The following is a 24,089-nucleotide window of genomic DNA, read 5'->3' as shown; positions in this document are numbered from 1 at the left end:
TTGCCAGCCGGAACCGATATAGACATGCTTCGGTCATTGGAACGGGGAGGTTCCAAGGGAGGACGACGTGAAGTTATTGACCGTCATCGGCGCAGGGGTGCTTGTGACCCTTGCCACGGCTACGAGTTCGCGGGCAGCAGACACGCTCAACATTCTGTGCGGTGTCGACGAGGTCTGGTGCGCCGTCATGGAAAAGACCTACGAGGCGAAGACCGGGCTTGCCATCAACATGCCGCGGATGAGCACCGGAGAAATTCTCGACCGTGTGCGGGCTGAGCAAGACGCGTCGACGGTCGATGTCTGGTGGGGCGGCACCGGAGTCACGCATCTGCAGGCAGCCTATGAAGGATTGCTTGAACCCTATCGTCCCCAGCAAGAAGTAGACCTTCTGCCCTGGGCTCGGAACTTCTTTTCCTTGTCCGGCGGCACGTCCGTCGGCCTTTATGCCGGCGCACTTGGATTCGCTTATAACGGTGAGCTTCTGGCGGCTGCAGGATTGCCGGCGCCCAACTGCTGGAAGGATCTCGCCAAGCCGATCTATCGCGGCCACATTCTGTCTGGAAACCCGCATTCGTCAGGCACCGCCTTCACAACGCTGGTGACGCTCGTGCAGTTGCTCGGCGAAGACGAGGCTTTTGGCTATATGCGCGAACTCGGCCAGAACATCACCGAATATACAAAGGCCGGTGCAGAGCCGGTCAAGGCGGCGGGCAGGGGAGAGATCACGATCGGCATCTCCTTCATGCATGATGCCGTCACGCAAAAGGAGGCGGGCGCTCCCCTCGTGATCGTCGCGCCTTGCGAGGGCACCGGCTACGAAATCGGAGCGGTCAGCATCGTCAAAGGCAGTCGCAATCTGGAAGAGGCGCGGCGCTTCGTCGATTTTGCGCTGAGCCCAGAAGGGCAGGCGACCGGCGCTGCCGCGGGCCAGAACCAGGTGCCGTCCAATGCCCGGGCCGTGCTGCCGCCCGCCGCTCCCGACATCTCGATGATCAAGATGGTGGACTATGATTTTGCCACCTTCGGATCACCCGAACAGCGAAGTCGGCTCTTGAGCCGCTTCGATCGCGAGATCAACCCGACCAACTGATTTTCCGCCAACCGGACGATCCCGGAAACCGTGCCCTCTCGGCACCGCCGCCGAAGGCTTGTCCCATTTCTTTGACTTCCATCAGACGCAAGCAACAGGAGGATACCCATGCGACTGAAACTTCTTTCCACCCTTCTCTTTGCCGGCACGAGCCTGGCTGCCGGTTCGGCCATGGCTGCCGGCGAGCTCAACCTCATCTGCGCCGCCGATGTCGTCATCTGCGAACAGATGAAGGGCGATTTCGAAAAGGCCCATGACATCAAGGTCAACATGGTCCGCATGTCCTCCGGTGAGGCCTATGCCAAGATCCGCGCCGAAGCCCGCAATCCGAAGACCGACCTCTGGTGGGCCGGCACCGGCGACCCTCATCTCCAGGCCGCTTCCGAAGGGCTGACGGAAGAATACAAGTCGCCGATGTTAGACCAGTTGCAGGATTGGGCAAAGAACCAGGCCGAAAGCTCGGGCTTCAAGACCGTGGGCGTCTATGCCGGCGCGCTCGGCTGGGGTTACAACACCGAGATATTCAAGCAGAAGGGATATAAAGAACCGGTTTGCTGGGCCGACCTCCTGGCGCCGGAACTGAAGGGCGAGATCCAGATCGCTAACCCGAACTCCTCCGGAACCGCCTATACCGCGCTCGCCTCGCTCGTGCAGATCATGGGCGAAGACAAGGCCTTCGAATATCTGAAGTCACTCAACGCCAACATTTCGCAATACACCAAGTCCGGCTCCGCGCCGGTGAAGGCGGCTGCCCGCGGTGAGACCGGCCTCGGTATCGTCTTCATGCATGATGCGGTGGCCCAGACGGCCGAGGGCTTTCCGGTCAAGTCGATCGCACCTTGCGAAGGCACCGGCTACGAGATCGGCTCCATGTCGATCGTCAAGGGCGCTCGCAACATGGAGAATGCCAAGACCTGGTACGACTGGTCGCTGCAGCCTGAAGTGCAGTCGCGCATGAAGGACGCCAAGTCCTTCCAGCTTCCCTCGAACAAGACGGCGGAGATCCCCAAGGAAGCGCCGCGCTTCGAGGACATTAAGCTCATCGACTACGACTTCAAGACCTATGGTGATCCGGAAAAGCGCAAGGTACTGCTCGAGCGCTGGGACCGTGAAATCGGTGCCGTCGCCAACTGACGCCTGATCCTATCCGCCGGCGGTTTCTGGACCGCCGGCCCCCTTCCTTCTTCCGCTTCTACTGATGAGGTCGACCATGAGACATGGCAACCGCAGACTGGACCTGTTGCTGGCATTTGGAGCCGCGTCCTTCATATTGCTTCCCTGGTATCGGCAAGAAGCCGGCTTTTTCGGCCTGAGCTGGCTCGGCAGCTTTCCTTTCGCCGAGGAGACCGCCCCAGGGATCTTGCAGCTTTTGGCCTTCGGCCGTCTCTGGCTGTTCGGGGTCATCCTCTTCTTCGGTCTTGGTGCTGTCGCGCGCTTCATCGCCGACCCGATGCGCCGTGGTGCATTTTTTGCGGCAGCAGGTGCGGCAGGCCTCGTCTATCTCTGCCTGCAGGGGCTTGCGGTCGGCTTCTCCGGCTGGACCTGGGGGATCAGTGAAACCCTTTTCGGAGCGCTATCCGATGGGCAACCCTCCATGGGCGCTGGCGCCGTCACCATGGCGATCGTCTTCGTGCTCATGTTCGCCTTCGGCCTCGTGGAGCGCGGCGTGATGAAGGGCGATGCCTTCGTCGTTGGGTCGATCTCGCTGCTTGTCTTCCTCGTCTTCGTCTTCGTTTTTTATCCGATCGGCAGCATGCTGGTGGCGGCCGTCCAGGATTTCGACGGTTCCTTCAAGCCGGATGGCTTCATCCGCAACCTGCAGGATCCGGGCATCTGGAGCCTGAGCTGCCTAGTGGGTGAGGGCCGCTGCGGCGTCGCCTGGCGCACCTTCACGCTCGCCATCATGACGGCGTCCGCCTCCACGTTGCTGGGCCTTGCCTTCGCACTTGTGGCGACCCGCACGCGCTTTCCGTTCAAGAAGGGGCTGCGGCTTCTCACCGTCCTGCCGATCATCACTCCGCCCTTTGTCATTGGCCTTGCCCTCGTGCTGCTGTTCGGTCGCGCTGGTGTAGTTACCGAGACCCTGTCCAGTCTGTTCGGCATTGAGCCTGGGCGCTGGCTTTACGGCCTGACAGGCATCTGGATCGCCCAGGTCCTATCCTTCACCCCGATATCGTTTCTCGTCCTGATCGGTGTCGTCGAGGGCGTCAGCCCATCGATGGAGGAGGCTTCGCAGACGCTGAGAGCCGACCGCTGGCGCACCTTCTGGCGCGTCTCGCTGCCTCTCATGAAGCCGGGTCTCGCTAATGCCTTCCTGATCGGCTTCATCGAAAGCATGGCCGATTTCGGCAATCCGCTGGTGCTCGGCGGCAGCAATGGCGTGCTTTCGACCGAAATCTTCTTCGCCGTGGTCGGCTCGCAGAACGATCCGTCGCGCGCTGCCGTGCTCGCGCTCGTCCTCCTCTTCTTCACGCTGTCGGCCTTTCTTGCCCAGCGCCTCTGGCTGTCGGGGAAGAATTTCGCGACCGTCACCGGTAAGGGAGACAGCGGCGCCCATATTGCCCTGCCGCGCGGCATATCGATTGGCGTACATGCTCTCGTTATCCCCTGGATAATCTTCACCGTCGTCATCTACGGCATGATCCTCGTCGGAGGCTTCGTGACCACTTGGGGCCTCGACAATACGCTGACCCTCGAACATTACGCCCGAGCCTTTTCCGTCAGCATCCAGAACGGCTCGATTGCCTGGACGGGTGTTGCCTGGAACTCCTTCTGGACGACCATGGAGATCTCGCTCATCTCCGCGCCGTTGACCGCAGCCGTCGGACTTCTGACCGCCTACATCATCGTCCGGCAGAAGTTTGCCGGCCGGAACCTCTTCGAGTTCGCCCTGATGATGAGCTTTGCCATTCCGGGCACGGTCATCGGCGTCAGCTACATCATGGCCTTCAACCTGCCGCCGCTCGAAATGACCGGCTCGGCGCTGATCCTGATTGCCTGCTTCGTCTTCCGCAACATGCCGGTCGGCGTACGCGGCGGGATCGCGGCGATGAGCCAGCTCGACAAGAGCCTGGATGAAGCCTCTCTCACGCTTCGAGCCGACAGCTTCCGCACGGTGCGCAAGATCATCCTGCCGCTTTTGCGCCCGGCGATCACCGCCGCGCTCGTCTACTCCTTCGTGCGAGCCATCACCTCGATCAGTGCGGTCATCTTCCTCGTCAGTGCCGAACACAACATGGCTACCTCTTACATCGTCGGCCTGGTTGAAAATGGCGAATACGGCGTGGCGATTGCCTATTCCTCGATGCTGATCGTCGTGATGATCACCGTCATCGGTGGTTTCCAACTCCTCGTCGGCGAACGCAAGCTGCGTCGCGAAAACCGCATTGCCGGTCTCGGCAACAACAGTCCCGTTCCTCTCGGTCAGGAGAAAACCGCATGATCACCGTCAAAGCCGGATCCGTCACCTTCCAGAACGTCCGCAAGACCTTCGGCGCCTTCACCGCCATCCATGATCTTTCACTCACGATCGAGCCGGGAACGCTTGTCACCCTGCTTGGCCCCTCCGGCTGCGGCAAGACGACAACTTTGCGCATGCTGGCGGGGCTTGAGCATCCGACCTCCGGAAAGATCCTGATCGGCGGAAAGGATGTCACCATGCTGCCGGCCAACGAACGCGACGTCTCGATGGTCTTCCAATCCTATGCGCTCTTTCCACACATGACCTCGCTCGAAAACGTCGCCTACGGCCTTCAGTCGTCAGGACTGGGCAAGAAGGAGGCGCGTGAGAAGGCCGAGGAAGGCCTCAAACTCGTTGGCCTTGCCGGCATGGGGCATCGCCTTCCGGCCGAGCTTTCGGGTGGTCAGCAGCAGCGCGTGGCCGTCGCCCGTGCATTGGTTCTCGAGCCGCAGGTGCTGCTGCTCGACGAGCCGCTCTCCAACCTCGATGCACGCTTGAGGCGCCGAGTGCGAACCGAAATCCGCGACCTCCAGCAGCGTCTGGGCTTCACAGCCGTCTATGTGACCCATGATCAGGACGAGGCGCTTGCCGTCTCCGACCGGATTATCGTGATGAAGGATGGCGAGATCGCCCAGTCGGGGGCACCGCGCGAACTCTACGAAGCGCCGGCCTCGCCCTTCATTGCCGACTTCATGGGGGAGGCGAATGTGCTGCCCTGCGAGGTGGTCCAATCTGAAGGTGGCCAAGTCTTGGTGCGTGTCAGCACTCTTGAGCATCGCCTGCAGGCCAAGGCGGGCCGGGGCCCTGCCAAACTCGCCGTGCGGCCCGGTGCCATCCGGATCGACGCTGCCGGCGCAGAGGGCCTGAGGGGCCGCGTCCTGCACTCCGCCTATCTCGGCGGTCATGTCGAATATGAGGTCGAGACCGATGTCGGCACGCTCTTTGTCATAGATCACGACGTTGATCATGCTCATGCCGCCGCGAGCGACGTCACATTGGCGTTCAAGACCCGTGGCATTTCCGTCATTAGCGGCTGATGATTTTTTTAAAGAAGACCAGGGAGAAAGAGAATGACAGTGAATGATACGGCACTCGCAGCGCGGTTTGCCCTGGCCAAGACGCTGGCGGCGGAAGCGGGAGCCATGGCGCTCGACTACTTCAACCGGCGCGATACGCTAGTGATTGAAACGAAGCGCGATCTACAGGATGTGGTGTCGATCGCGGACCGCAATGTTGAAACCTTCCTGAAGGAGCGCGTTGCCGAAATCTACGCAAATGACGGTTTCCTGGGAGAGGAGTTCGGCCACGACGAAGGCTCCTCCGGCTTCACCTGGGTTGTCGACCCGATCGACGGCACCGCTCCCTTCGTCAACGGCATGCCGACCTGGTGTGTTTCCGTTGCGATCGTCCGGGATGGGGAGCCGGTCGTGGGCGTGATCCATGTGCCCTGCTCGGATGAGCTTTACGCCTCGGCGCTCGGTTTCGGTGCGACGCTGAATGGCAAGTTCCTGCACCTCGATCCCACCCGCAATCTGCAGAATGCAATGACGGGGATAGGCTGCAACAACTTCGTCACACCCGAACGCGTCGGTGCGATTATCGCAGGCCTGATGGAGCAGGGCGGTAATTTCATCCGCAACGGCTCGGGTGCCTTGATGCTGGCCTATGTCGCGGCTGGCCGCCTGGTCGGATATTACGAGCCGCATATGCGCGCTTGGGACTGCATGGCTGGCTTCTGCCTTGTCCGGGAAGCTGGAGGCCAAAACCTCCCTTTCCCAGGACGTGGCGAAGAGTTCCTTCAAGGCCATCCGGTCCTGGCGGCAAATCGGTCCTGCTACGATGAGCTCTTGGATTTGCACACGAGCAATCTCTAAGACCGCAGCCGCATCGTCTCTTCGTCGTGTTCAAGCGGGGCCGAGGAGGCCCCGCTTTACATTTGGCCGGATGGCATCAGTTGAGACGGGCGCCGTCTGACCCGAAGAAGTGCAGGTCCGATGCCTTCGCACCGATTTGCACAATGTCATCCATCTCGATCCGCGAGCGACCAGCTACCCGGAAGACGATGTCGCTGCCATCGGCCAGCGTTCCATGCACGTAGCTCTCGGCCCCGACCAACTCGACTGCGGCGACCTTGACGCTTGCAGTGAAGATCTCGCCCCCCGGCACCTGCGTGGTCAGGTGCAGGTCTTCGGGGCGGATACCGAGGTTAGCCGTGCCTGACGGAACCGCCGCATCTGATGTCATCGACCAGCTCTCGGTCGACTTTGCCATCTGAAGCAGGTTCATCGATGGGGAACCGATAAAGGTTGCCACGAAGGTCGTTGCCGGACGCTCGTAGAGCTCGATCGGCCTGCCGACCTGTTCGATGCGCCCGGCATTCAGCACCACTAGCCTGTCAGCCAGCGTCATCGCTTCCATCTGGTCGTGGGTCACGTAGACGCTGGTCGTGGCGAGCGACCGCTGCAGCCGCTTGATTTCGACGCGCATCTGTACGCGCAGCTTCGCATCAAGGTTCGACAGCGGCTCGTCGAAGAGATAGGCCGCCGGTTCGCGCACGATCGCCCGCCCCATGGCAACCCGCTGGCGCTGGCCGCCGGACAATTGACGCGGTTTGCGCTCGAGGAACTGCTCGATCTCAAGCGCCTTGGCGGCTTGTTCGATACGGCGGTCGATCTCGTCCTTCGGTGTATTGCGGTTCTTCAATCCGTAGGCGAGGTTCTGGCGAACGGTCATATGCGGATAGAGCGCATAGTTCTGGAACACCATGGCGATATCGCGTTCTGAGGGCTCCAACTGGTTCACCACCCGGTCGCCGATCGAGATCTCCCCGCCCGAAATGCTCTCAAGCCCGGCAATCATGCGCAACAGCGTAGACTTGCCGCAGCCTGACGGGCCGACGAGAACCACGAGTTCCCCATCGGCGATTTCCAGAGACACGCCTTTGATGGCTTCAACATTGCCATACATCTTGCGCACATCGTTCAAAACAATCTGGGCCATTACTTTTCTGTCTCCACAAGACCTTTGACGAACCATCGCTGCATCAAGACCACAACGACGATGGGAGGGATGATGGCAAGGATCGCCGTAACCATGACGTAATTCCAGGGCGTGGAGGCGTCGGTGAAATCGACCATCCGGCGCAAGCCGATGATGATGGTGTTCATCTTGGCGTCGTTCGTCACTAGGAGCGGCCAGAGATACTGGGTCCAGCCATAGATGAAGAGGATCACGAAGAGGGCTGCAATGTTGGTGGTCGACAGCGGCAGCAGAATGTCCTTCATGAAGCGGAACGGCCCTGCATTGTCGATGCGCGCGGCTTCCACCAGCTCGCCCGGTATCGTCAGGAAGAACTGCCGGAACAGGAATGTTGCCGTCGCCGAAGCCATCAACGGAAGCGTGAGCCCCGCATAGGTGTCGATCAGACCGAGATCCACGATCACTTTGTAGGTGGGCAGAATGCGCACCTCGACCGGCAGCATCAGCGTTATGAAAATCATCCAGAAGAAGAACATCCGGAACCGGAAGCGGAAGAAGACGATCGCAAATGCCGAGAGGAACGAAATGATGATCTTGCCGACAGCAATCGCAATCGCGACCACGAAGGAATTGAACAGCAGCCGTTCGAGGCTGACGCCGACGACACGCTCGACGCCGCCTGACATGGCTTCCGAGTAGTTATCGACCAGATGGTCGCCCGGCAGCAGGGACATGGGCGGCCGGATGATCTCCTGCGAGCTCATCGAGGACGCAATGAAGGTGTAGTAGATCGGAAAGGCAACGACGATGATGCCGATGACGAGGATCAGATGGCCGATCAGATTGGCGATGGGGCGTTTTTCAATCATGTCCGATCCTCAGCCGTAATGAACCCGCTTCTCGACGAAGCGGAACTGGAAGGCCGTCAGGCCGATGACGATGATCATCAGGATGACCGACTGCGCTGCGGATGAGCCAAGGTTCAGGTTGACGAAGCCATCATTATAAACCTTGTAGACCAGCGTTTCGGTCGCTTTTGCCGGGCCGCCGCCGGTGACGGCATGGATGATGCCGAAGGTATCGAAGAAGGCGTATACCGTGTTGACGACTAGAAGGAAGAAGGTTGTCGGTGCCAGAAGCGGGAAGATGATCGTCCAGAACCGTCTGCTACCGCGGGCACCGTCGATCGCGGCCGCTTCGATCAGCGACTTCGTGATCGCCTGGAGACCTGCAACGAAGAAGAGGAAATTGTAGCTGATCTGCTTCCAGGCAGCAGCAAAGACGATGAGCGCCATGGCCTGATCGCCCTTCAGAAGCGGATCCCATTCGAACCCTGTGGAGCGTAAGAGATAAGCAAGCGTTCCCATGGCCGGGTTGAACATGAAGAGCCACAGCATGCCCGCAACGGCAGGCGCCACGGCATAGGGCCAGATCAGCAGCGTGCGGTAGAAGGTCTGGCCGCGCACAACCTTGTCGGCGGCGGTGGCCAGAAGCAAGGCGACCGCCATTGAGACGAGCGCCGTCAACACGCTGAAGACGATCGTAACCTGAAACGAATGCAGGTAGTTGGGGTCCGAGAGAATGTCGGAGAAATTGGCGAAGCCGACAAAGGTGCTTTTCAGCCCAAACGGATCCTCCCTGAGCATCGACTGGTAGATCGCCTGGCTTGCCGGCCAGAAGAAGAATACCAGCGTCAGGATGATCTGAGGCGCCAAGAGCAGGTAAGGCAGGATTTTGTTCGGGAAGTGAACCGTGTGCAAGGTAAAGCTCCTCAGCCGGTCAGAGAAACAGCACTGCCCGCATCATTAGACACGGGCAGTGTTGTCATTCAGTCAGATCAGTTGCTGGAGACGGCAGCGATGGCTGCATTGCCGCGCTCGACGATGCGGTCGAGCGTCGTCTTGGCATCCTGCGAGCCTGACAGCATGGCTTCGAACTCTTCGTTCATGATGTCGCGAACCTGCGGCAGGTTCGGCAGACGCACGCCCTTCGAGTTTTCGGTCGGTGCTTTACCGGTCATCTGCAGGATCGGTGTTTCGCGGGCCGGGTTCTTTTCGTAGAAGCCCGAGGACTTGGTTGCCTCGTAAGCTGCATTGGTGACCGGTAGATAGCCGGAAACCTGATGCAGGCGTGCCTGGATTTCCGTCTGGGACAGGAAGTTGAAGAACTGGGCGATCCCCTTGTATTCTTCATCGCTCTTGCCACCGAAGACCCAGAGGCTCGCGCCGCCCGGGATGGTGTTCTGCGGACCATTCCCTTCGTAATAGGGAAGCTGGCCAATCCCGTAGTTCATGCCGGACTTCACGATATCACCGAGACCACCCGAGGATTCGGTCATGATCGCGCATTCGCCAGAGAGGAAAAGCTGCTTGGCTTCCGATGTGCGGCCGCCGTAGCGGAACGCACCATCCTTGGCCAGATCGGCGATCGACTGGAAGTGCTGGACGAATAGATCAGAATTGACCTTCAGTTCGACGGTGCCGCCGGCAAGGCCGTTCTCGTTGGTGCCATAGGAGACGTTGTTCCAGGCGGCAAAATTCTCGGTCTGGATCCAGGTCAGCCAGGTCGAGGTCAGACCACAGGGCGCAGCACCGCTGTCCTTGATCTTACGCGCTGCTTCGAAGACTTCAGGCCAGGTCTTCGGCGGGTTTTCTGTATCGAGGCCGGCCTTCGTGAAGGCGTCCTTGTTGTAGTACAAAACTGGCGAGGACGAATTGTAGGGGAAGGACAGCATGGTGCCGTCCGGCTTCGAATAATAGGCAACAATGCCGGCCAAATAGTCCGACTTGTTGAATTCGAAGCCGCCTTTCTGCAGCACTTCCGCAACTGGAACGATCGCGCCTTCTGCGCCCATCATCACGCCCGAACCGGCATCAAAGACCTGGATGATTGCCGGTGGTTGCTTGGAACGGAATGCGGCAATGCCGGCATTCAACGTTTCCGGATAGGTGCCCTTGAAGACGGGTGTGATCTTATAGTCGCTCTGGCTCTCATTGAATTCCTTGGCAAGCTGATCGACAACTTCATTGTTTGCGCCGGTCATGGCATGCCACCACTGCAGCTCCGTCGCTGCAAAGGCAGAAGCGCCGAAAGAAAGCGAAAGTGCGAGGGTCGCTGCTGATGCAGCGAAAGGTTTCGTAGACATGATGCCTCCCTAATGTTCCATCTGATCCAGCGTGATGCTGACCAGAAATTTGGTGCGCCAGAACCTCCCAGAACTGACTTAATCGCGCTTCGTTCGAAGCGTCTTTCATTCAAAATGGAAACAAATGAACCTGCAACGAAATTATGACGGGCAGTTGTATCAAGCTGTGCACAATCAATGGGCGCAGATGGGAGGGCTTCCGAAAACATGAACTCAATTTAATTGCGGGCTTTCCACGCTGCTCTAATCGTGGGAGCCTAGATCACCTCGCAACCCCAGCCATCGGCTCTTGACTCCCCAAACGGATGCTACCTTCTGGGTCCCCAGCCAAATTTGCGAGACCCACTTCAGCACGACGGATGACCTCAAACACAGCAGCTACGATTGCGCAAGTTGTTGAGAAGGCGTCGCTTTTTTCTGTGAGAAATAGTCGCTGATTTTCAGCGAATGACTGGCCTAAAATGGCCCGCCTGGAGAACCTGGATTCTCACATGATTTCAATAGCTTAGCAGAAAAGCCTTGAAATTTCCTGTGTTTTCCCATCGCGAGCGACCGTGGACACCACCTTTGTGCCCTGGCTTTGGGCATCAGTCAACAGACGGGCGAGCGGCAATAATTTCCGCTTACTGGGTGGAAATTATGCGGAAGAATAGAGGACGTTGGAAAGTCACGACGGGCAAACCGATCCCATCGTGACCCGCTAATCAATCAGCGAGCGAACCTTTTTCGTATTCGTCGTCTGACGGCTTCTCCATCCATGTCACCGAACTTCCGTTCACGGCCTCGGCCACTGCGAAGTGCGCCATTGTTTTGGTGCCTGTCGCTCCGTGCTGTCGGACGTATGGTGAAATCCGGTCAGTGTCGACGGCCCGCTCTTTATGAACTGTCAGACTGAGGCTCGTCCTACAGAGCCGCCACCGTCCGCAAAGAGGATCTGTCCAGTGATGAAGGATGCGTCCTCCGAGAGAAGAAAGGCGATTGCGGCGGCAATCTCCTCCGGCTTACCCAGGCGCCTCATCGGAATCAGTGAAAGAAAGCGAGCTTCGGCCTCACTGCCGGCGGGGGTGTTTCGCCGAAACATCTCGGTCTCGGTTGGACCGGGCGCAACCGCGTTGACGGTAACGCCGGTCTCGGCGAGTTCCATCGCCCACGTTCGAGTGAGACTGTTGACCGCAGCCTTCGCAGCCGCATATCCGCTCCTGAGCGGTGTCCCGGTCGTCACAAGGCTCGTCACGTTGACAATCCTTCCCCATCTCTTCTCCATGAGACCTGGCAGGACGGCCTGAGTGGTCAGGATTGTCGAGTGGATATTCAAGCGGAGCATATCGTCGACGTCGGCCAGATCGATCTCCCCGAGACGGTGGAGTTTGGCCATCCCGACATTGTTCACCACGCCGTCAAAGGAGTATTTCTTCGCGATGTCTGCCAATGCCTCGGCGGCAGCTCTGTCGTCATCGAGATCGATAGCGGCCAGCTCTCCAGGGAAGGTCGAGTCCTTCCCACGTGCGATGCCGACAACCAGATGGCCGGCTTCGGCAAGGCGATGTGATAGCGATCTGCCAATGCCTCTGGTCGCACCGGTGACGAGAAACGTTCGTGTCTTCATGGTCATATTTTTCCTCTTATCGAATGCGCTGGGCTCGACAATCCAGCATCCGCGGTAGGAAGCGCAGGTGATGGTCGGACCCAGAAATTTTCATTTGCTCAATGAGCGTGATCGCAAGCGTTTCCGGAGCGGCAAGGTCCGACTGTCCATCGGGAGCTGAATATCGCCTTGCAAATGTCGACGCGCTGGAACGTTGGATCCTTAAACGCGAGGACGTCGTCGTTGAATGTACCGAACGTGCTCTGAGGACGATGCTTCATTCCATGATAGAAGGCGTCAATGATGCCGTCTGCGAAGGTGTCCTCGCGAGGATATGCTGCGACGACAGCCTCGCGTTCCGCGGGCGAAAACTCGTCGAAACCACGTCCGACGACGTCCATTCCGGCACCCGCCTGAACCAGTGCGACCTCCGGGCGCATGAATTCCGGAATGCCGGGAGTTGTGTGAAGCGCGACAGCGTTCCAGACGATCTCAATATGCTCCGACGCGATCCCACGGCTTCGGAGGAACTCGGCTGCGGCATTGGCGCCATCGACCTCGAAGCGGAGTTGGCTGTCGCCATACTGTCCCGTCAGTCCGAGGTCGTGGAACATGCAAGCTGTGTAAAGCAGTTCAGGATCGAAGATCATGCGCTTTCTGTTTCCGGTCATCGCTCCCCAGAAGTAGACCCGGACGGAGTGATGAAAGAGCAGGTCGCTTTCGGTGTCACGGATGAATTCAGTGACGTCACGGGCGATCTGGCTGTCAGGAATACGTACGCCTTCTCGAATTTTAGACATGGAACACCTCTTAGCTGGAGCTGCAATCGCTGCATGCCCATGGGGAACTCCGCGTCAGGCAGCAGAAATTGCGGCGGTGGAAATGTGGGTTCTTGTCAGCCATCACGTCGGCGAGACCTGTTCCCTGAGTGACCTCCGGTCGGTGCTCCAGGCCATCGTAAAGGGCTTGGAGCAGGCCTTCAGCAAAGTCGGCTCCGCGCGGATACGCTGCTTCGACGGCAGCCCGCTGGTTTTCGTCGAAACCGTCGTAGCCGGCGCCGACGAGGTCCATCATGACACCTTCGGCGGTCAGGCACGCGATAGGGTCCAGATGTGCCGGAATACCCGGCGTCGTGTGCAGCGCGATTGCGAGCCAGACCTTCTGCATGTCGTCTTCCGAGATGCCGTGGCCGCGAAGGAAGTCACGGGCGGCATTCGCACCGTCTACTTCAAAGCGTAGTCTGCTCTCATTGAAGGCGTCCGTGAGGCCAACGTCGTGGAACATGGCCGCCGTGTAGAGCAGTTCGTGATCAAACTTCAGGGCTCTGCGCTGCCCGGCCATCGCGCCCCAGAAGTAGACGCGCGTGGAGTGCTCGAACAGCAACACACTCTCCGTCTCCCGGACGAACTTGCTCGCTTCGCGGGCGAGTCGGCTGTCCGGAAGCCTGATGCCAGAGATTTCAACACCGGCCATGTTCCGCCCTCCGTCAGGCCTCGAGGACCGCTTGAGGCGTGTTGCGGAAGCTGATCGCCATGCGATTGTAGCTATTCATCAGGCTGATGGCGATCGTCAGATCGACAAGCTGTTTCTCGTCGAAGACTTGGCGTGCCGCCTCGTATGCGCCGTCCGGTACGCCTGTCTCCGCAACAAGAGTCACGGTTTCGGCCCAAGCGAGCGCAGCGCGCTCGCCCTCACTGAAGAGGTTGCCGCCTTCCTGCCATGCCTGAACCAGCGCGAGCTTTTCGATCTTCACGCCGCGCTTCAGGAGTTCGCGGGTATGCATGTCGAGGCAGTAGGCGCAGTTGTTGATCTGGGATACCCGGAGATAGACGAGGTCCACCAGTTCACCCGGCAGACCGCTCTGCAGCACATAGCCATAGACGCCGCCAAGCGCTTTGGCGCCGTTGGGCGCAACCTGATTATAGTCGAGCCTTCTTGTCATCGTTTCAGTCTCCTTGTTTCACTTGAGGGGAGTGGTCAGCTTAGTGTCGTCGGTATCGACGACGAAGACGGCAAGCAGTTTTGCCGGCACAGTGTCGCTGGCGTTACGGCTGATGGAGTGAAGGGCGCCGGGTGGCTCAAACCAGCTTTCGCCCGCTTTGTACCGATGGGTTTCCCCGTCGTTGACCTTCGACTCTACCTCGCCCGCGAGGACGTAGGCGTAGATGAAGGCGGACGGAGCGTGCGTGTGCGGGAGCGAGGAAGCGCCGGGCGCGTAGTCAACCTCGACAACCCGCAGTGACTTGCCAGGAATGTTGTCGAGCGCGTGCGCGAACTTCGGCGTGACGCTTTCTCGCTCGGTGTCGTGAGCAGGTGCGGGTCCGACAAGCGAGATCGCCGCCGTGATTGCGGCTGCGGCGCGTATTATTGATTGTTTCATGGTTCATTCTCCTTCAGAGACGCACTCAAGATGCCCTCATCATGATCCAGAAAAAAGAACCAAGAACTCGAAGAATTAGTGTACCATGACCGGATGAACACGTTGCTGAAGTTGACCGTGGACCGGACGCAGGTGCAGTCCCTGTCCGAGCAGATCCGCGGAGGAATTGCCCGAGCCATAGATGACGGGGTACTTGAACCAGGTGCACGGCTCCCGTCGTGGCAGGATCTTGCGGTCCAGCTTGGCGTCGCACGGGGAACGGTCCGAACTGCCTACGAGAAGCTCGCAGCAGCGCAGTTGATCGAAGCGGCGGGGGCCGCGGGAACGCGTGTGGCCGACCGTCCCCGCTCCGCTCCCAAAAGGGGGACGTCGCCGTCTGCAGGCTCATTTATTGAGATGTATCTTGAGATGACTCAGGGGCCGGCATTGTTTCAGATGGGCATTCCGGCATCTCATACCATGCCCTCCAAATTGCTTGCCCGGCTGCGCGCAAGTGCTGTTCGCGCCGAGCTGAGCGCGCCGCCTCTGTACCCGGATCCTCGCGGAGAGCTCGAGTTGAGACGGGAGATTGCAGCGTATCTGGCCGTAGCAAGAAGTATCAACTGCTCGCCGTCTCAGGTCATCGTCACCAGTGGGTTCGCCGGCGGCTTTGGATTGACCCTGAACGTGCTTGCACTGAGCGGCCAGAAGGCGTGGTTCGAGGATCCAGGATTTCCGTGGACAAGGCGAGCGTTGGAGCTTGCTCACGTGCTCCCGGTTCCGATCCCGGTCGACGGCGAAGGGCTCAACGTCGACCACGGGATACGCAACTGCCCCGAAGCGGCGCTAGCGGTGCTGACGCCGGGCCAGCAGGCACCACTCGGCGCAACGCTTTCTCTGCAGCGACGCCTGCAACTTCTCGCATGGGCGGAGGACGCCGAAGCCTGGATTATTGAGGACGACTATCTGAGCGAACTCCAATTGAGCGGGCGGGCTGCGCCGGCGCTCGCCTCGATCGATAACGGCGGCCGTGTGATTCACATCGGTTCGTTCAGCAAGACGATCAGTCCGGCCCTGCGGCTCGGTTTCGTTATCGCTCCTGCTGAACTCGCAGGGCGGTTCGCCGAAGTGGCGGCCTGCCTGTCTCCGCCTCCCGGTCCGTCGGTTCAGTTGGCGATTGCCGAGTTCATTCGAGAAGGACACTACATGCGGCACTTAAGGAGGATCAAACGTGCCTATGCAGCGGCCCGGCAGCCGGTTCTTGAGTATTTCCGCGACGCTCTGGGTCCTGAGAAGGTCTCAGCTCCGGGGCTGTCGGTCTTCCTTAAACTGCCTAGGGGCGCGTCCGACGTCGCGATTGCCAGGGATGCATTGACCTTCGGCACGTTTCCCGCACCGCTTTCGCCTTGGTACGCGTCCGCTGAAATGGCCGAGGCCGGGCTGCTGCTCGGCGTCGCGACCGCACCTGTCAAGAACGTGGTGCGGACGTGCGAGCGCCTGATCGAGACAATCATGCGATGTTCGTAAGGTGCAGCCAAATCATATTACTCAACGCTTCTTCAGGGTCGGGGGCTCCCCATTGTATACAGGGTTGGCTATCGTGCTCATTTGGCAATTCCACGGCGGGAGCTTCGCATGCGCTCAGTAGCTGTCGTCGTCTTTCCCGGCGTTCAGGCCATTGACGTCTCCGGTCCGATGGACGTGTTTGAGGAAGCCAACGCGTTTTTGCCACAGGCTGACCGGTATAAGGTTGAGGTCGTCGGGCCGAAGGGCACGTTCACGGCCTCGAATGGGATGCGGATGGAAGCCCACCGGACATATGACGAAGCCGTCGCCGGCTACGATCTTGTGCTTGTAGCTGGCGGGCCGAAACTGCCCGATGAACTCCCGGATACGGCCATGCTGGATTGCATCCGGCGCTTGTCGAAGATTTCAGCACGAACGGGATCGGTCTGCACGGGCGCGTTCGTGCTTGGACATGCAGGTCTTCTCGGTGGAAAGCGGGTAACGACGCACTGGCAGAATGCTGACGCTTTGGCGGAGTGCTTCCCAGACGCCATCGTGGACCGAGACCGAATTTACGTCAAGGACGGCAATCTGCTGACTTCGGCCGGAGTGACGGCCGGGATCGATCTTGCGCTGGCTATCGTCAGGGAGGATTGCGGACCGGAGACTGCCCTCGCGGTCGCAAAACGTCTCGTCGTGGTCGCCCAGCGCCAGGGAGGTCAGTCGCAATTCAGCCCATACATTGTCGCTCCGGCGGATCCGGAGTCTCCGCTGGCAGCAATCTCTGACTTCGTCATGGCAAACCTGAGGTCACGCCTGACGGTGGACGAGCTTGCCGACCACCTCCACATGAGCCGCAGGAGCTTTGCCCGCCTTTTTTCGGAACAGACGCGAACGACGCCGGCCGAGTTCGTCGAAAACGCTCGGCTGGACGCCGCCCGCAACCTTCTGGAGGGAAGCCATCTGGCGCTTAAGGAGATCGCCTACAAATGCGGATTCGGATCGCCGCACCGCATGCGGCAGGTCTTCTCAAGGAGGCTGGGCGTCACCCCCGGTCAGTACAGAGTGAGCTTCCAGCGATTGGACGACTAACCACTCCGCCGACGAGGTGGTTCCCGCCTTCTAGCTTTCCCACTTCGAGCTGAGGATCAGATCAGCAAAGTCGACGCGCCGATACGTCGGATCCATCTTGGAAAGCACGTCGGCTTTCACGTTGCCAAAGGTCGTCTCCGGCTTCCGGATCGTTCCCAGGCAGAAGGAAGACAGGATGCCGTGCTTGAACTTCAGGCCCCGCGGATGGCAGGCGCACACTTCTTCCCGCTGTTGATCTGTAAAGTCATCGTAGCCGATGCCGAGCACGTCCATTTCGACGCCGGCGGTCACAAGCGCGACGGTCGGACGCTTGTGCTGCGGAATGCCCGGCGTGGTGTGGAGAGCAATCGAGTCCCAGACATCATCGACGTCGCGATCGGATATTTCGTAAGCGCTCAGGAAATCCCGCGCCGCATTCGCTCCGTCGACCTCAAACCGTTCCGTCTCGCTTGCATGCGAATCCATGAGGCCCATGTCATGGAACATTGCGCCGATGTAGAGCAATTCGGCGTCGTAACTCAGGCCCTTGCGATCCCCAGTCAGGGCGCCGAACAGGAAGACCCGTCGCGAGTGGTGGTAGAGCAGGTCGGTCTCCGTGTCTCGAACAAGCTCGGTCGCGGCTGTGGCCATTGAGCTGTCGGGAATCTTGATACCTGCAATGATGGCGGGAATGTCGGTCATGTCTTCTCCTTGAAGGGGACGTTGATGACGCCGACAGTCGCTCCTTACGATCCCTAATTCAAACAGGACGAGGATGCTGTTCGTGCCAAACGGCATCCAAAAAGGGCCAGCCGCAGCACGCTCGATCGACGCACTTCTAAAGCAAAGCGTCTGGCCCGCGGCGAAGGAAGGTTATTGCAGGGTCGCTGGGTCCCCAGCCAGTTTTCCAAGCCGCCTTCAAACATGGCGAACGGTCCAAGGAACTGCGGCCGAAATTACTCAACGTATTGAGAAGACGTCACTTTTCGGACAAGGAAATAATTTCCGATTTAGGTTACGAAATTGATCCAAAATGACCTGCCTGGGAGACCTGGATTCTCACATGATTTCAATGACTTAGAGCAGAAGTATTGAAATTCCCTCTGTTTTCCAATCGCGAGCGACCGTGGATGCAACCTTTGTGCCCTGGCTTTGGGCATCAGTCAACTAGACGGTCTAACGGCAATAATTTCCGCCTTCGGGCCTGAAGTTTGCGGTGAGGCAGCACAGAGCGCCCGGCAGCTTTGCGCCCCCATTTCTGTCATACAGGCCGTCGTCGCATCTGCCTAAAAGCAGACATTGCGCCCGATGCGTCAGAAACGTGCAACGTGTTGGACGGTGACCCTTAGGCGACATAGCCGTAGTTTCCTCGGGAGTAGCTTGCGGTCGATCTGGTGAACCAATCTCCATTAATCGCGGCGTCTCACATACGGCGACACCATTTGAGCCCACCCGGAAGCCCTCGTTTGGTGGCCTCAACTTCTCAATAATAGCCCGAACTTCGCCCCCGGTCGCACTTTTCTGGAACACCAAACGATGTTCGGCGTATAGTGAGAAACGGGGCACCACTATGCGAAAAATCGGTCGAGTGCGGGAAGTCTGGCGCTATCCGGTGAGTTCTCTTGGCGGGGAGACGCTCGCCTTTATCTCCGTCTCGCCAGAAGGCATCATAGGCGACCGGCGATTTGCGCTTTTCGATCCGAATACGGGTCTTGCCGCCGCGCCCGAAAAGGAAACGCGCTGGCGTCCCGCCCTTTTCATCACCGCCTCGCAACCGCCCTCCGGACTGCCGGTGCTGCGCTTTGCCGACGGCGCCGAGCATTCGCTCGATGACGGGGCCTTGCCGGACCGCCTGGCAGAGCATTTCGGTTTTGCCGTTTCAGTCGGCCTCGTCGGCGCGGGAGACCACCGTTTCCCCGTCGTCTCCAACCGCTACAAGGCAGCGCCGCTTCACCTGGTGACAACCGCCTCGGCGGAGGCGCTCGCCGCGGTGACAGGCCTCCCGCCGCTCGACGCAAGACGGTTCCGGCCCTCCGTGCTGATCGAAACGGACGATGGTGAAGGCTTCATCGAGAACGACTGGGTGGGCCATACGTTGCGCATCGGGGACGCGGATATCCGCGTCACGGAAGCTTCGCGCCGCTGCGGCATGACGCTGGTCGCCCAGCCCGGCCTCGCGGAAGAGCCCGACGTGCTGCGCGGCATCATGCGCCACAACAAGCGCAATCTCGGAGTCTATGCCACGCCCGCCGAGCCCGTCACCATCCGTGTCGGCGATCCGGTTTACGCGCAGATCTGAAACAGCGGCGTTTTCTCGTCGGTGATATCGCTCAGGATCGCGCGGCCAACCGTTTCACCGATGTCGCGCGCGCTGGTGATGCCCTGCACGAAGGGCTCCTTGTGCAGCAAAAAGGCGATCGCCGCGCAATAGAGCCGGCCTTCCGACATCAGGCCAAGACGTGGCCGATAGGCTGCGTCGACGTCGATGCCGCCGGTGCGGACCATATCGGGATCGCGGTCCGGTTGCCGGATCGCAGCCGCCCTCGGGGTCGCCGATTCCTGCACGCCGCCTTGGGCAACCAGCGTCGGGAATGGAAGATCCGTGGCCGAGAGTGTCTCCTGGCCCGTCGCGTCTATGAAGGCGCCGAAGCGATGGACCTCGCCATCCACTTCGACCTCGGCGCCGCGCTCCAGCCCATCTTCCGCCGTGCGGATCCGGTAATCCTCGCCGAGCTTCAGGATCGAGAGCTTGCCGGCACGGGACAGCGCCAGCAGCCTGCGGATCGACATCAGCGGCACGGTTGCATAGTCGTCGATGAAAATGCCCTTGAAGTGCCGATGAAAGCGCTTCAGGTCGTTTTCGTCGAGGTGAGGAATGACCTTTGCCACGATCTCGTGGGTGATCAGGATCGCGTAGCGCCACGGCACCGTGTAACGCTTCTGCCTGTTATCCTCGGCTTCGGCCAGGTTCTTGGCCGCCCAGACGAAGGGATCGCTCTCCGTCCGGTCCGCGTAATAGGCGGCGGCGAAGGTCTCGACAGTTAATTGCGAAAGGCCGATCCGGGCGGCATAGTCGGGGTCGCGCGCGACGATCTCTCCGCGGAACACCTCGAAGACGTCATCGAGCAGGTCGTGACGACCTGTCGCGATCAGGGCATCCACGGCTCCTTCCGTGCAGACAAGCGGCGTCACATAGGGGAGCGGGCAGTAGAAATCGGCCTCCGGCAGGATGCCCTTGCGCGACATCAGCGTCGCGCGGAACTCTTCCGTGCCGGGAACAGGATGATACTGCAGGTCGCCGGCGGCATCTGCGTAGAACATGCCGTGTGCTGTCGCGACCGTCATCAGCGCGTCGATGCCGCTTAGAGACGTACCGAGAATGCCGACCGCCTCGTTGCGCACCGACTTCAGGATGCTTGCCGGCCAGGGCGAGACGAAATATCCGGGGCGGATTTCGGTGCTTTCCGGCCAGTTATGGCCCGTCGCCATGACGACGTGGTCAAAGAATGCATCGTCCTCGCCATCAAGATCAGCGATCCTGAGCCGGATGGCCTCTGCCTGGATTTCGATATCGGTGACCTTGTGGCGCGCTAGAACAGTCACCAGATGCCCGCGATCGGCCGCCTGCTGCAGCATGCGCTGGAACTGTGCCTGCATGTAGTCGCCAAGCACCAAGCGCGGGTAGAATTCACGCTCGTCGATCGCCTCCCTACGGATGCCATGGCGCATCAGCGTGTCGTCATCCTGTCGCCGCAACCAGTCGCCCAGCGTTTCGGTAAAAGCCGGAAGCTCGATACTCGGAATGTTCGAGAGCATCGCCGGGTCGTTCATATCAGGATGATAGGGCGTGCCCTTGCCCGGTTCGCCCTCCGCCTCAAAAAGCGTGATCGACAAAGGATCGGAGGAGCCAATGAGTTGTTTGAACGTGTAGAGACCGGTCGGGCCGGTTCCGATGATCGCAATTCTCGGAAGCATGGATGTATCCTGTATCCGGCGACGAACTCGCAGGGCAGCTCGACAACGCGTTACTGAAATTGTTGTTCCAATGTTTATAGAGTAACGAGATGTTCGCGTTTTGTTTATGCTAATAATAAATGGATTCATGCTTATAATTTCCTGGCTTTGGATATCAGTCAATATGGGGCGCGGGACGGAAATAATTTCCGCTTTCCGGGCCAGTTGACCATATGACGAGTCACCGCACGCATGACCGCTTCGCGCCAATTGCAGACTGTCCCATGATCGCAAAATCGCTTATCCTAGGTCCTGTTGACAAAGTATGGCAGCCATATCTTAGCTGCGGCCAGGGCGAGGAGTGCTGAGAAGGATTTTCGGGCCTTGTCGTATCGCGTCGCGACGCGACGGAACTGGTTGAGGCGGTTGAACATCTGCTCGATGCAGTTTCGATCCTTGTAGGCCCTGACGTCGCAGGCGGGTGGGTTCTTACGATTGACCTTCGGCGGGATCACAGGCCTGATCCCGTGGATCAGCAGTTCCTCGCGCAGGAAGTCGCCATCATAGCCTTTGTCGGCAAGGAACAGCCACGGACAGACTGGATTTCTCACTCCTCGATGGCTAAGCCTCCGACGGCAGCAGAGAGTCCAGATGAATAGCCCCGAGTTTCGTAGACACCCTCGGGTTAGATTTTCTGCTGCTTCTCGAACTCTACGGGCGACAGCATCCCGTTTCTGGCGTGCTTGCGTTTCGGGTTGTAGAACATTTCGATGTAGTCGAACACGTCCTGGCGAGCTTCATCGCGTGAACGGTAGACCCTGCGGCGTATCCGCTCTCGCTTCAGAAGATTGAAGAAGCTCTCGGCCACCGCATTGTCATGGCAGTTGCCGCGTCGGCTCATCGAGTGAACCAGATTGTGGTGCTTCAGGAACGAGGCCCAGTCCATGCTGGTGAACTGTGAGCCCTGGTCCGAGTGGATCAGCACCTTTTCCTTCGGCTTGCGCCTCCACACAGCCATGAGCAGAGCCTGCAACACGACGTCGGTGGTTTGGCGGCTCTGCAGTGCCCAGCCGATCACACGACGCGAATAGAGGTCGATGACGACGGCGAGATAGGCGAAGCCCTCGCAGGTTCGAATGTAGGTGATGTCCGTCACCCAGGCCTTGTCTGGAGCCGTCACGTCGAATTGCCGGTCGAGCGTATTATCGACGACGACAGACGGTCTGTCACCATAGATGCCGGGACGGCGTTTGTAGCCGATCTGCGCCTTGATCCCGGCGAGACGCGTCAGACGCGCGACCCGGTTCGGGCAGCACATCTCGCCCTGATCGAGAAGATCGTCGTGCAGCTTGCGATAACCGTAGACCTTCCCGCTTTCTTCCCATGCCTTCAGGAGCAACTCGGTCTGTCGCTTGTCCTCGTTGGCTCGCCTGCTCAGCGGGCTCTTCAAGGGGGCCGGAACCGGAACGGCAACTTCTTAACGTCGAGCCATACAAAGCTGCCGCTCGAATGACTCAAAAATCTCAATGTGGAAATAGCGCCAACCCGCTTGAAGAATGATACGTAAAAACCCACAACCGTTGCGGGGGATGCGATGCCTATTACGTTCCGCTCTCACCTTGAGATAGCAATAGCTCGCAGTCCGGAGTGGCTTACATTACCAAGAGCATTGGCTCTAGCTTCCGGAAAGTTGCGTCGTACTCAGATGCTCGCAAGACCGACCTGTTTTCAGTGAACGTGATAACATCAGCATCAAGCGGATTATTGCCATGAAGCGAGATCGTTCCAATGATGGTCTGGCCACCGTTCGGCCGCTTAGAAATCACTTGTCGAATAATCGCGGGAGCGTTGCTCATGTCCTGCTCCTGCTGAACTGGACTGTCGATAACGAGCGGCGCGCTGAAGGCCGTTGTGTACTTCTGAATGGTATCCGCAAGCGCAAGAACATAGGAGAGGAGGAGACGCGGTTGCTCGCTTCCGGTCTCGACCACGTTGCCGGCGATCTTCGTGACCGCGTCGTTGTCGGCTTCCTGCACGTTCAGATTTCGCATGTAGGTGCCCATGAGCTTCGCATAGTAGCTCTCGATCATGTCCCGCCGGGCGGGGTCCTTGAGCTTCTCGATCTCGCCCTCCGCGTCCGAGATCTCACCGGCCTTTTCGCCGATCGAGTGTTCAAGCTCCTTGATCTGCTCCTGGAACACTTCATACGCCGCCGCCCGTCCCCGTGCCTCAATGACGTCCTCGAGAGTGAGCTCTCCACGCTTCTCTTCAAGGACTCGCTGCATCCCGGCGATCGTCGAGTCTGTCTCCCGGATCATGAGCTGGAGCTCGCCAACCTTGTCGGCTAAGTGGCGCCGCTTCTGCTGCGCGCCGTTCAGGAACTCAAAGCACTCCTCGCGATCTGCAAGGATCGCGAAGCGGTTCCTGAAATCGTTTGCGTGGACGACCCCGCACGTAGGACACATGATTTCGTCCGCCTGATCTGCGGCCCACGCGGCGTCCTCTGCCAGTTCGTTGGCGGAGGCCTGGACCATGGCGATCTGCTGGTCGAGGCTCGCCCGCTGGTCGAGAATATCGGCAAGCTCGATCGCCCTCGCCTGCCGGGTCGTGAGAAGCGACCGCAATCGCACCAGGAGTTCGTCAATAGCCTTCTCGTGCTCTTCAGCGCTAAGCTCGAGGCCCGAGAATTCCGGTTGAAGCTTGAGCTTGTCACGGGCCTTGCAAACGATTGCTCGATCCTGCTCGAAGACTGCCTTCTCGATTTCGAGCTTCTTCTTCTTCGCCGTTAGCTCATAGTATTCGTTGGGCCGGATTGTTGATTGCCACTGAGAACTGACCCGGCATTTCCACCGAGAATTGACCCGCCTATTAGATGTCGTTCGGGTCGGTGGTTGCGGTCAAGCTCTTCCTTTTCTCCTTCGTCGTTTTGGGCTCATGAGC

The 24,089-nt window shown here is 59.4% G+C and carries 21 protein-coding genes and 1 pseudogene; 8 read left to right on the top strand and 14 right to left on the bottom strand.

Annotated features, from left to right (window positions below):
• Positions 1-187 precede the first annotated feature (187 nt).
• The 5 genes from D0Y60_RS18295 to D0Y60_RS18275 all read left to right on the top strand — a co-directional run bounded on the left by D0Y60_RS18295 (position 188) and on the right by D0Y60_RS18275 (position 6,424).
• A complete protein-coding gene (locus tag D0Y60_RS18295; RefSeq protein WP_245409234.1) occupies positions 188-1,090 on the top strand; it encodes an ABC transporter substrate-binding protein in 903 nt (300 codons plus the stop codon).
• A 108-nt stretch (positions 1,091-1,198) separates the two neighbouring features.
• Entirely contained in the window at positions 1,199-2,224 is a 1,026-nt protein-coding gene (locus D0Y60_RS18290; RefSeq protein ID WP_117371413.1) for an ABC transporter substrate-binding protein, read from the top strand.
• A 76-nt stretch (positions 2,225-2,300) separates the two neighbouring features.
• Positions 2,301-4,532, top strand: coding sequence for an iron ABC transporter permease (locus D0Y60_RS18285; protein WP_117371412.1), 2,232 nt, complete (start codon positions 2,301-2,303; stop codon positions 4,530-4,532).
• Positions 4,529-5,587 carry an ABC transporter ATP-binding protein gene (locus D0Y60_RS18280; protein WP_117371411.1) on the top strand — a complete coding sequence of 353 codons (1,059 nt, stop codon included), beginning with the start codon at positions 4,529-4,531 and terminating at the stop codon, positions 5,585-5,587. Before D0Y60_RS18285 ends, D0Y60_RS18280 begins: the two co-directional genes overlap by 4 nt.
• A 33-nt stretch (positions 5,588-5,620) precedes the next feature.
• Positions 5,621-6,424 (top strand): inositol monophosphatase family protein, encoded by an 804-nt coding sequence (locus D0Y60_RS18275; protein WP_117371410.1) that lies wholly within the window; start codon positions 5,621-5,623, stop codon positions 6,422-6,424.
• Positions 6,425-6,500: 76 nt separating this feature from the next.
• Here D0Y60_RS18275 and D0Y60_RS18270 read toward each other — a convergent pair whose 3' ends face one another.
• The 9 genes from D0Y60_RS18270 to D0Y60_RS18230 all read right to left on the bottom strand — a co-directional run bounded on the left by D0Y60_RS18270 (position 6,501) and on the right by D0Y60_RS18230 (position 14,639).
• Complete coding sequence (locus D0Y60_RS18270) at positions 6,501-7,550, bottom strand: sn-glycerol-3-phosphate import ATP-binding protein UgpC (RefSeq protein ID WP_117371409.1); 1,050 nt, start codon at positions 7,548-7,550, stop codon at positions 6,501-6,503.
• A complete protein-coding gene (ugpE, locus tag D0Y60_RS18265; RefSeq protein ID WP_113461630.1) occupies positions 7,550-8,398 on the bottom strand; it encodes a sn-glycerol-3-phosphate ABC transporter permease UgpE in 849 nt (282 codons plus the stop codon). Before ugpE ends, D0Y60_RS18270 begins: the two co-directional genes overlap by 1 nt.
• 9 nt (positions 8,399-8,407) lie before the next feature.
• The gene (ugpA, locus tag D0Y60_RS18260; RefSeq protein ID WP_117371408.1) at positions 8,408-9,289 is read right to left on the bottom strand and encodes a sn-glycerol-3-phosphate ABC transporter permease UgpA; all 882 of its coding nucleotides are present in this window, start codon (positions 9,287-9,289) and stop codon (positions 8,408-8,410) included.
• Positions 9,290-9,366: 77 nt separating this feature from the next.
• Positions 9,367-10,674, bottom strand: a complete 1,308-nt coding sequence (gene ugpB / locus D0Y60_RS18255; protein WP_117371407.1) for a sn-glycerol-3-phosphate ABC transporter substrate-binding protein UgpB — start codon at positions 10,672-10,674, stop codon at positions 9,367-9,369.
• 886 nt (positions 10,675-11,560) lie between these two features.
• Entirely contained in the window at positions 11,561-12,286 is a 726-nt protein-coding gene (locus D0Y60_RS18250) for an SDR family oxidoreductase (protein ID WP_348627864.1), read from the bottom strand.
• 92 nt (positions 12,287-12,378) lie between these two features.
• Positions 12,379-13,059 (bottom strand): HD domain-containing protein, encoded by a 681-nt coding sequence (locus tag D0Y60_RS18245; protein WP_117371406.1) that lies wholly within the window; start codon positions 13,057-13,059, stop codon positions 12,379-12,381.
• Positions 13,060-13,069: 10 nt separating this feature from the next.
• The gene (locus tag D0Y60_RS18240) at positions 13,070-13,732 is read right to left on the bottom strand and encodes an HD domain-containing protein (RefSeq protein WP_117371405.1); all 663 of its coding nucleotides are present in this window, start codon (positions 13,730-13,732) and stop codon (positions 13,070-13,072) included.
• A gap of 13 nt (positions 13,733-13,745) precedes the next feature.
• Positions 13,746-14,201 carry a carboxymuconolactone decarboxylase family protein gene (locus tag D0Y60_RS18235; protein ID WP_117371404.1) on the bottom strand — a complete coding sequence of 152 codons (456 nt, stop codon included), beginning with the start codon at positions 14,199-14,201 and terminating at the stop codon, positions 13,746-13,748.
• An 18-nt stretch (positions 14,202-14,219) separates the two neighbouring features.
• Entirely contained in the window at positions 14,220-14,639 is a 420-nt protein-coding gene (locus tag D0Y60_RS18230; protein ID WP_117371403.1) for a cupin domain-containing protein, read from the bottom strand.
• A 93-nt stretch (positions 14,640-14,732) separates the two neighbouring features.
• Here D0Y60_RS18230 and D0Y60_RS18225 point away from each other — a divergent pair, with 93 nt between their 5' ends.
• Together D0Y60_RS18225 and D0Y60_RS18220 are read left to right on the top strand one after the other, a co-directional pair.
• A complete protein-coding gene (locus tag D0Y60_RS18225; RefSeq protein ID WP_117371402.1) occupies positions 14,733-16,145 on the top strand; it encodes a PLP-dependent aminotransferase family protein in 1,413 nt (470 codons plus the stop codon).
• A gap of 108 nt (positions 16,146-16,253) precedes the next feature.
• Complete coding sequence (locus D0Y60_RS18220) at positions 16,254-17,216, top strand: GlxA family transcriptional regulator (protein WP_117371401.1); 963 nt, start codon at positions 16,254-16,256, stop codon at positions 17,214-17,216.
• Between the two features lie 30 nt (positions 17,217-17,246).
• Here the strand turns inward: D0Y60_RS18220 and D0Y60_RS18215 are convergent, their stop codons facing one another.
• A complete protein-coding gene (locus D0Y60_RS18215) occupies positions 17,247-17,888 on the bottom strand; it encodes an HD domain-containing protein (RefSeq protein WP_117371544.1) in 642 nt (213 codons plus the stop codon).
• 919 nt (positions 17,889-18,807) lie between these two features.
• Between D0Y60_RS18215 and D0Y60_RS18210 the strand changes: the two genes are divergently transcribed.
• Entirely contained in the window at positions 18,808-19,494 is a 687-nt protein-coding gene (locus D0Y60_RS18210; RefSeq protein ID WP_158565519.1) for an MOSC domain-containing protein, read from the top strand.
• Here D0Y60_RS18210 and D0Y60_RS18205 read toward each other — a convergent pair.
• From D0Y60_RS18205 to D0Y60_RS18190, 4 genes and pseudogenes are all read right to left on the bottom strand, one after another.
• Complete coding sequence (locus tag D0Y60_RS18205; RefSeq protein WP_117371399.1) at positions 19,479-21,170, bottom strand: FAD/NAD(P)-binding protein; 1,692 nt, start codon at positions 21,168-21,170, stop codon at positions 19,479-19,481. The genes D0Y60_RS18210 and D0Y60_RS18205 overlap by 16 nt on opposite strands.
• A gap of 284 nt (positions 21,171-21,454) precedes the next feature.
• Positions 21,455-21,760, bottom strand: coding sequence for a transposase (locus D0Y60_RS18200; protein ID WP_245409222.1), 306 nt, complete (start codon positions 21,758-21,760; stop codon positions 21,455-21,457).
• Positions 21,761-21,834: 74 nt separating this feature from the next.
• Positions 21,835-22,605: pseudogene (locus D0Y60_RS18195) on the bottom strand (IS3 family transposase); the annotation flags it as partial.
• 196 nt (positions 22,606-22,801) lie between these two features.
• A complete protein-coding gene (locus tag D0Y60_RS18190) occupies positions 22,802-23,773 on the bottom strand; it encodes a hypothetical protein (protein WP_117371398.1) in 972 nt (323 codons plus the stop codon).
• Positions 23,774-24,089: the final 316 nt, after the last annotated feature.

It is taken from the genome of Shinella sp. WSJ-2, assembly GCF_003432075.1.
Classification (GTDB): Bacteria; Pseudomonadota; Alphaproteobacteria; order Rhizobiales; family Rhizobiaceae; genus Shinella.
The sequence above is the reverse complement of the archived record's forward strand: the minus strand, read 5'-3'. Positions and strand labels throughout refer to the sequence as shown.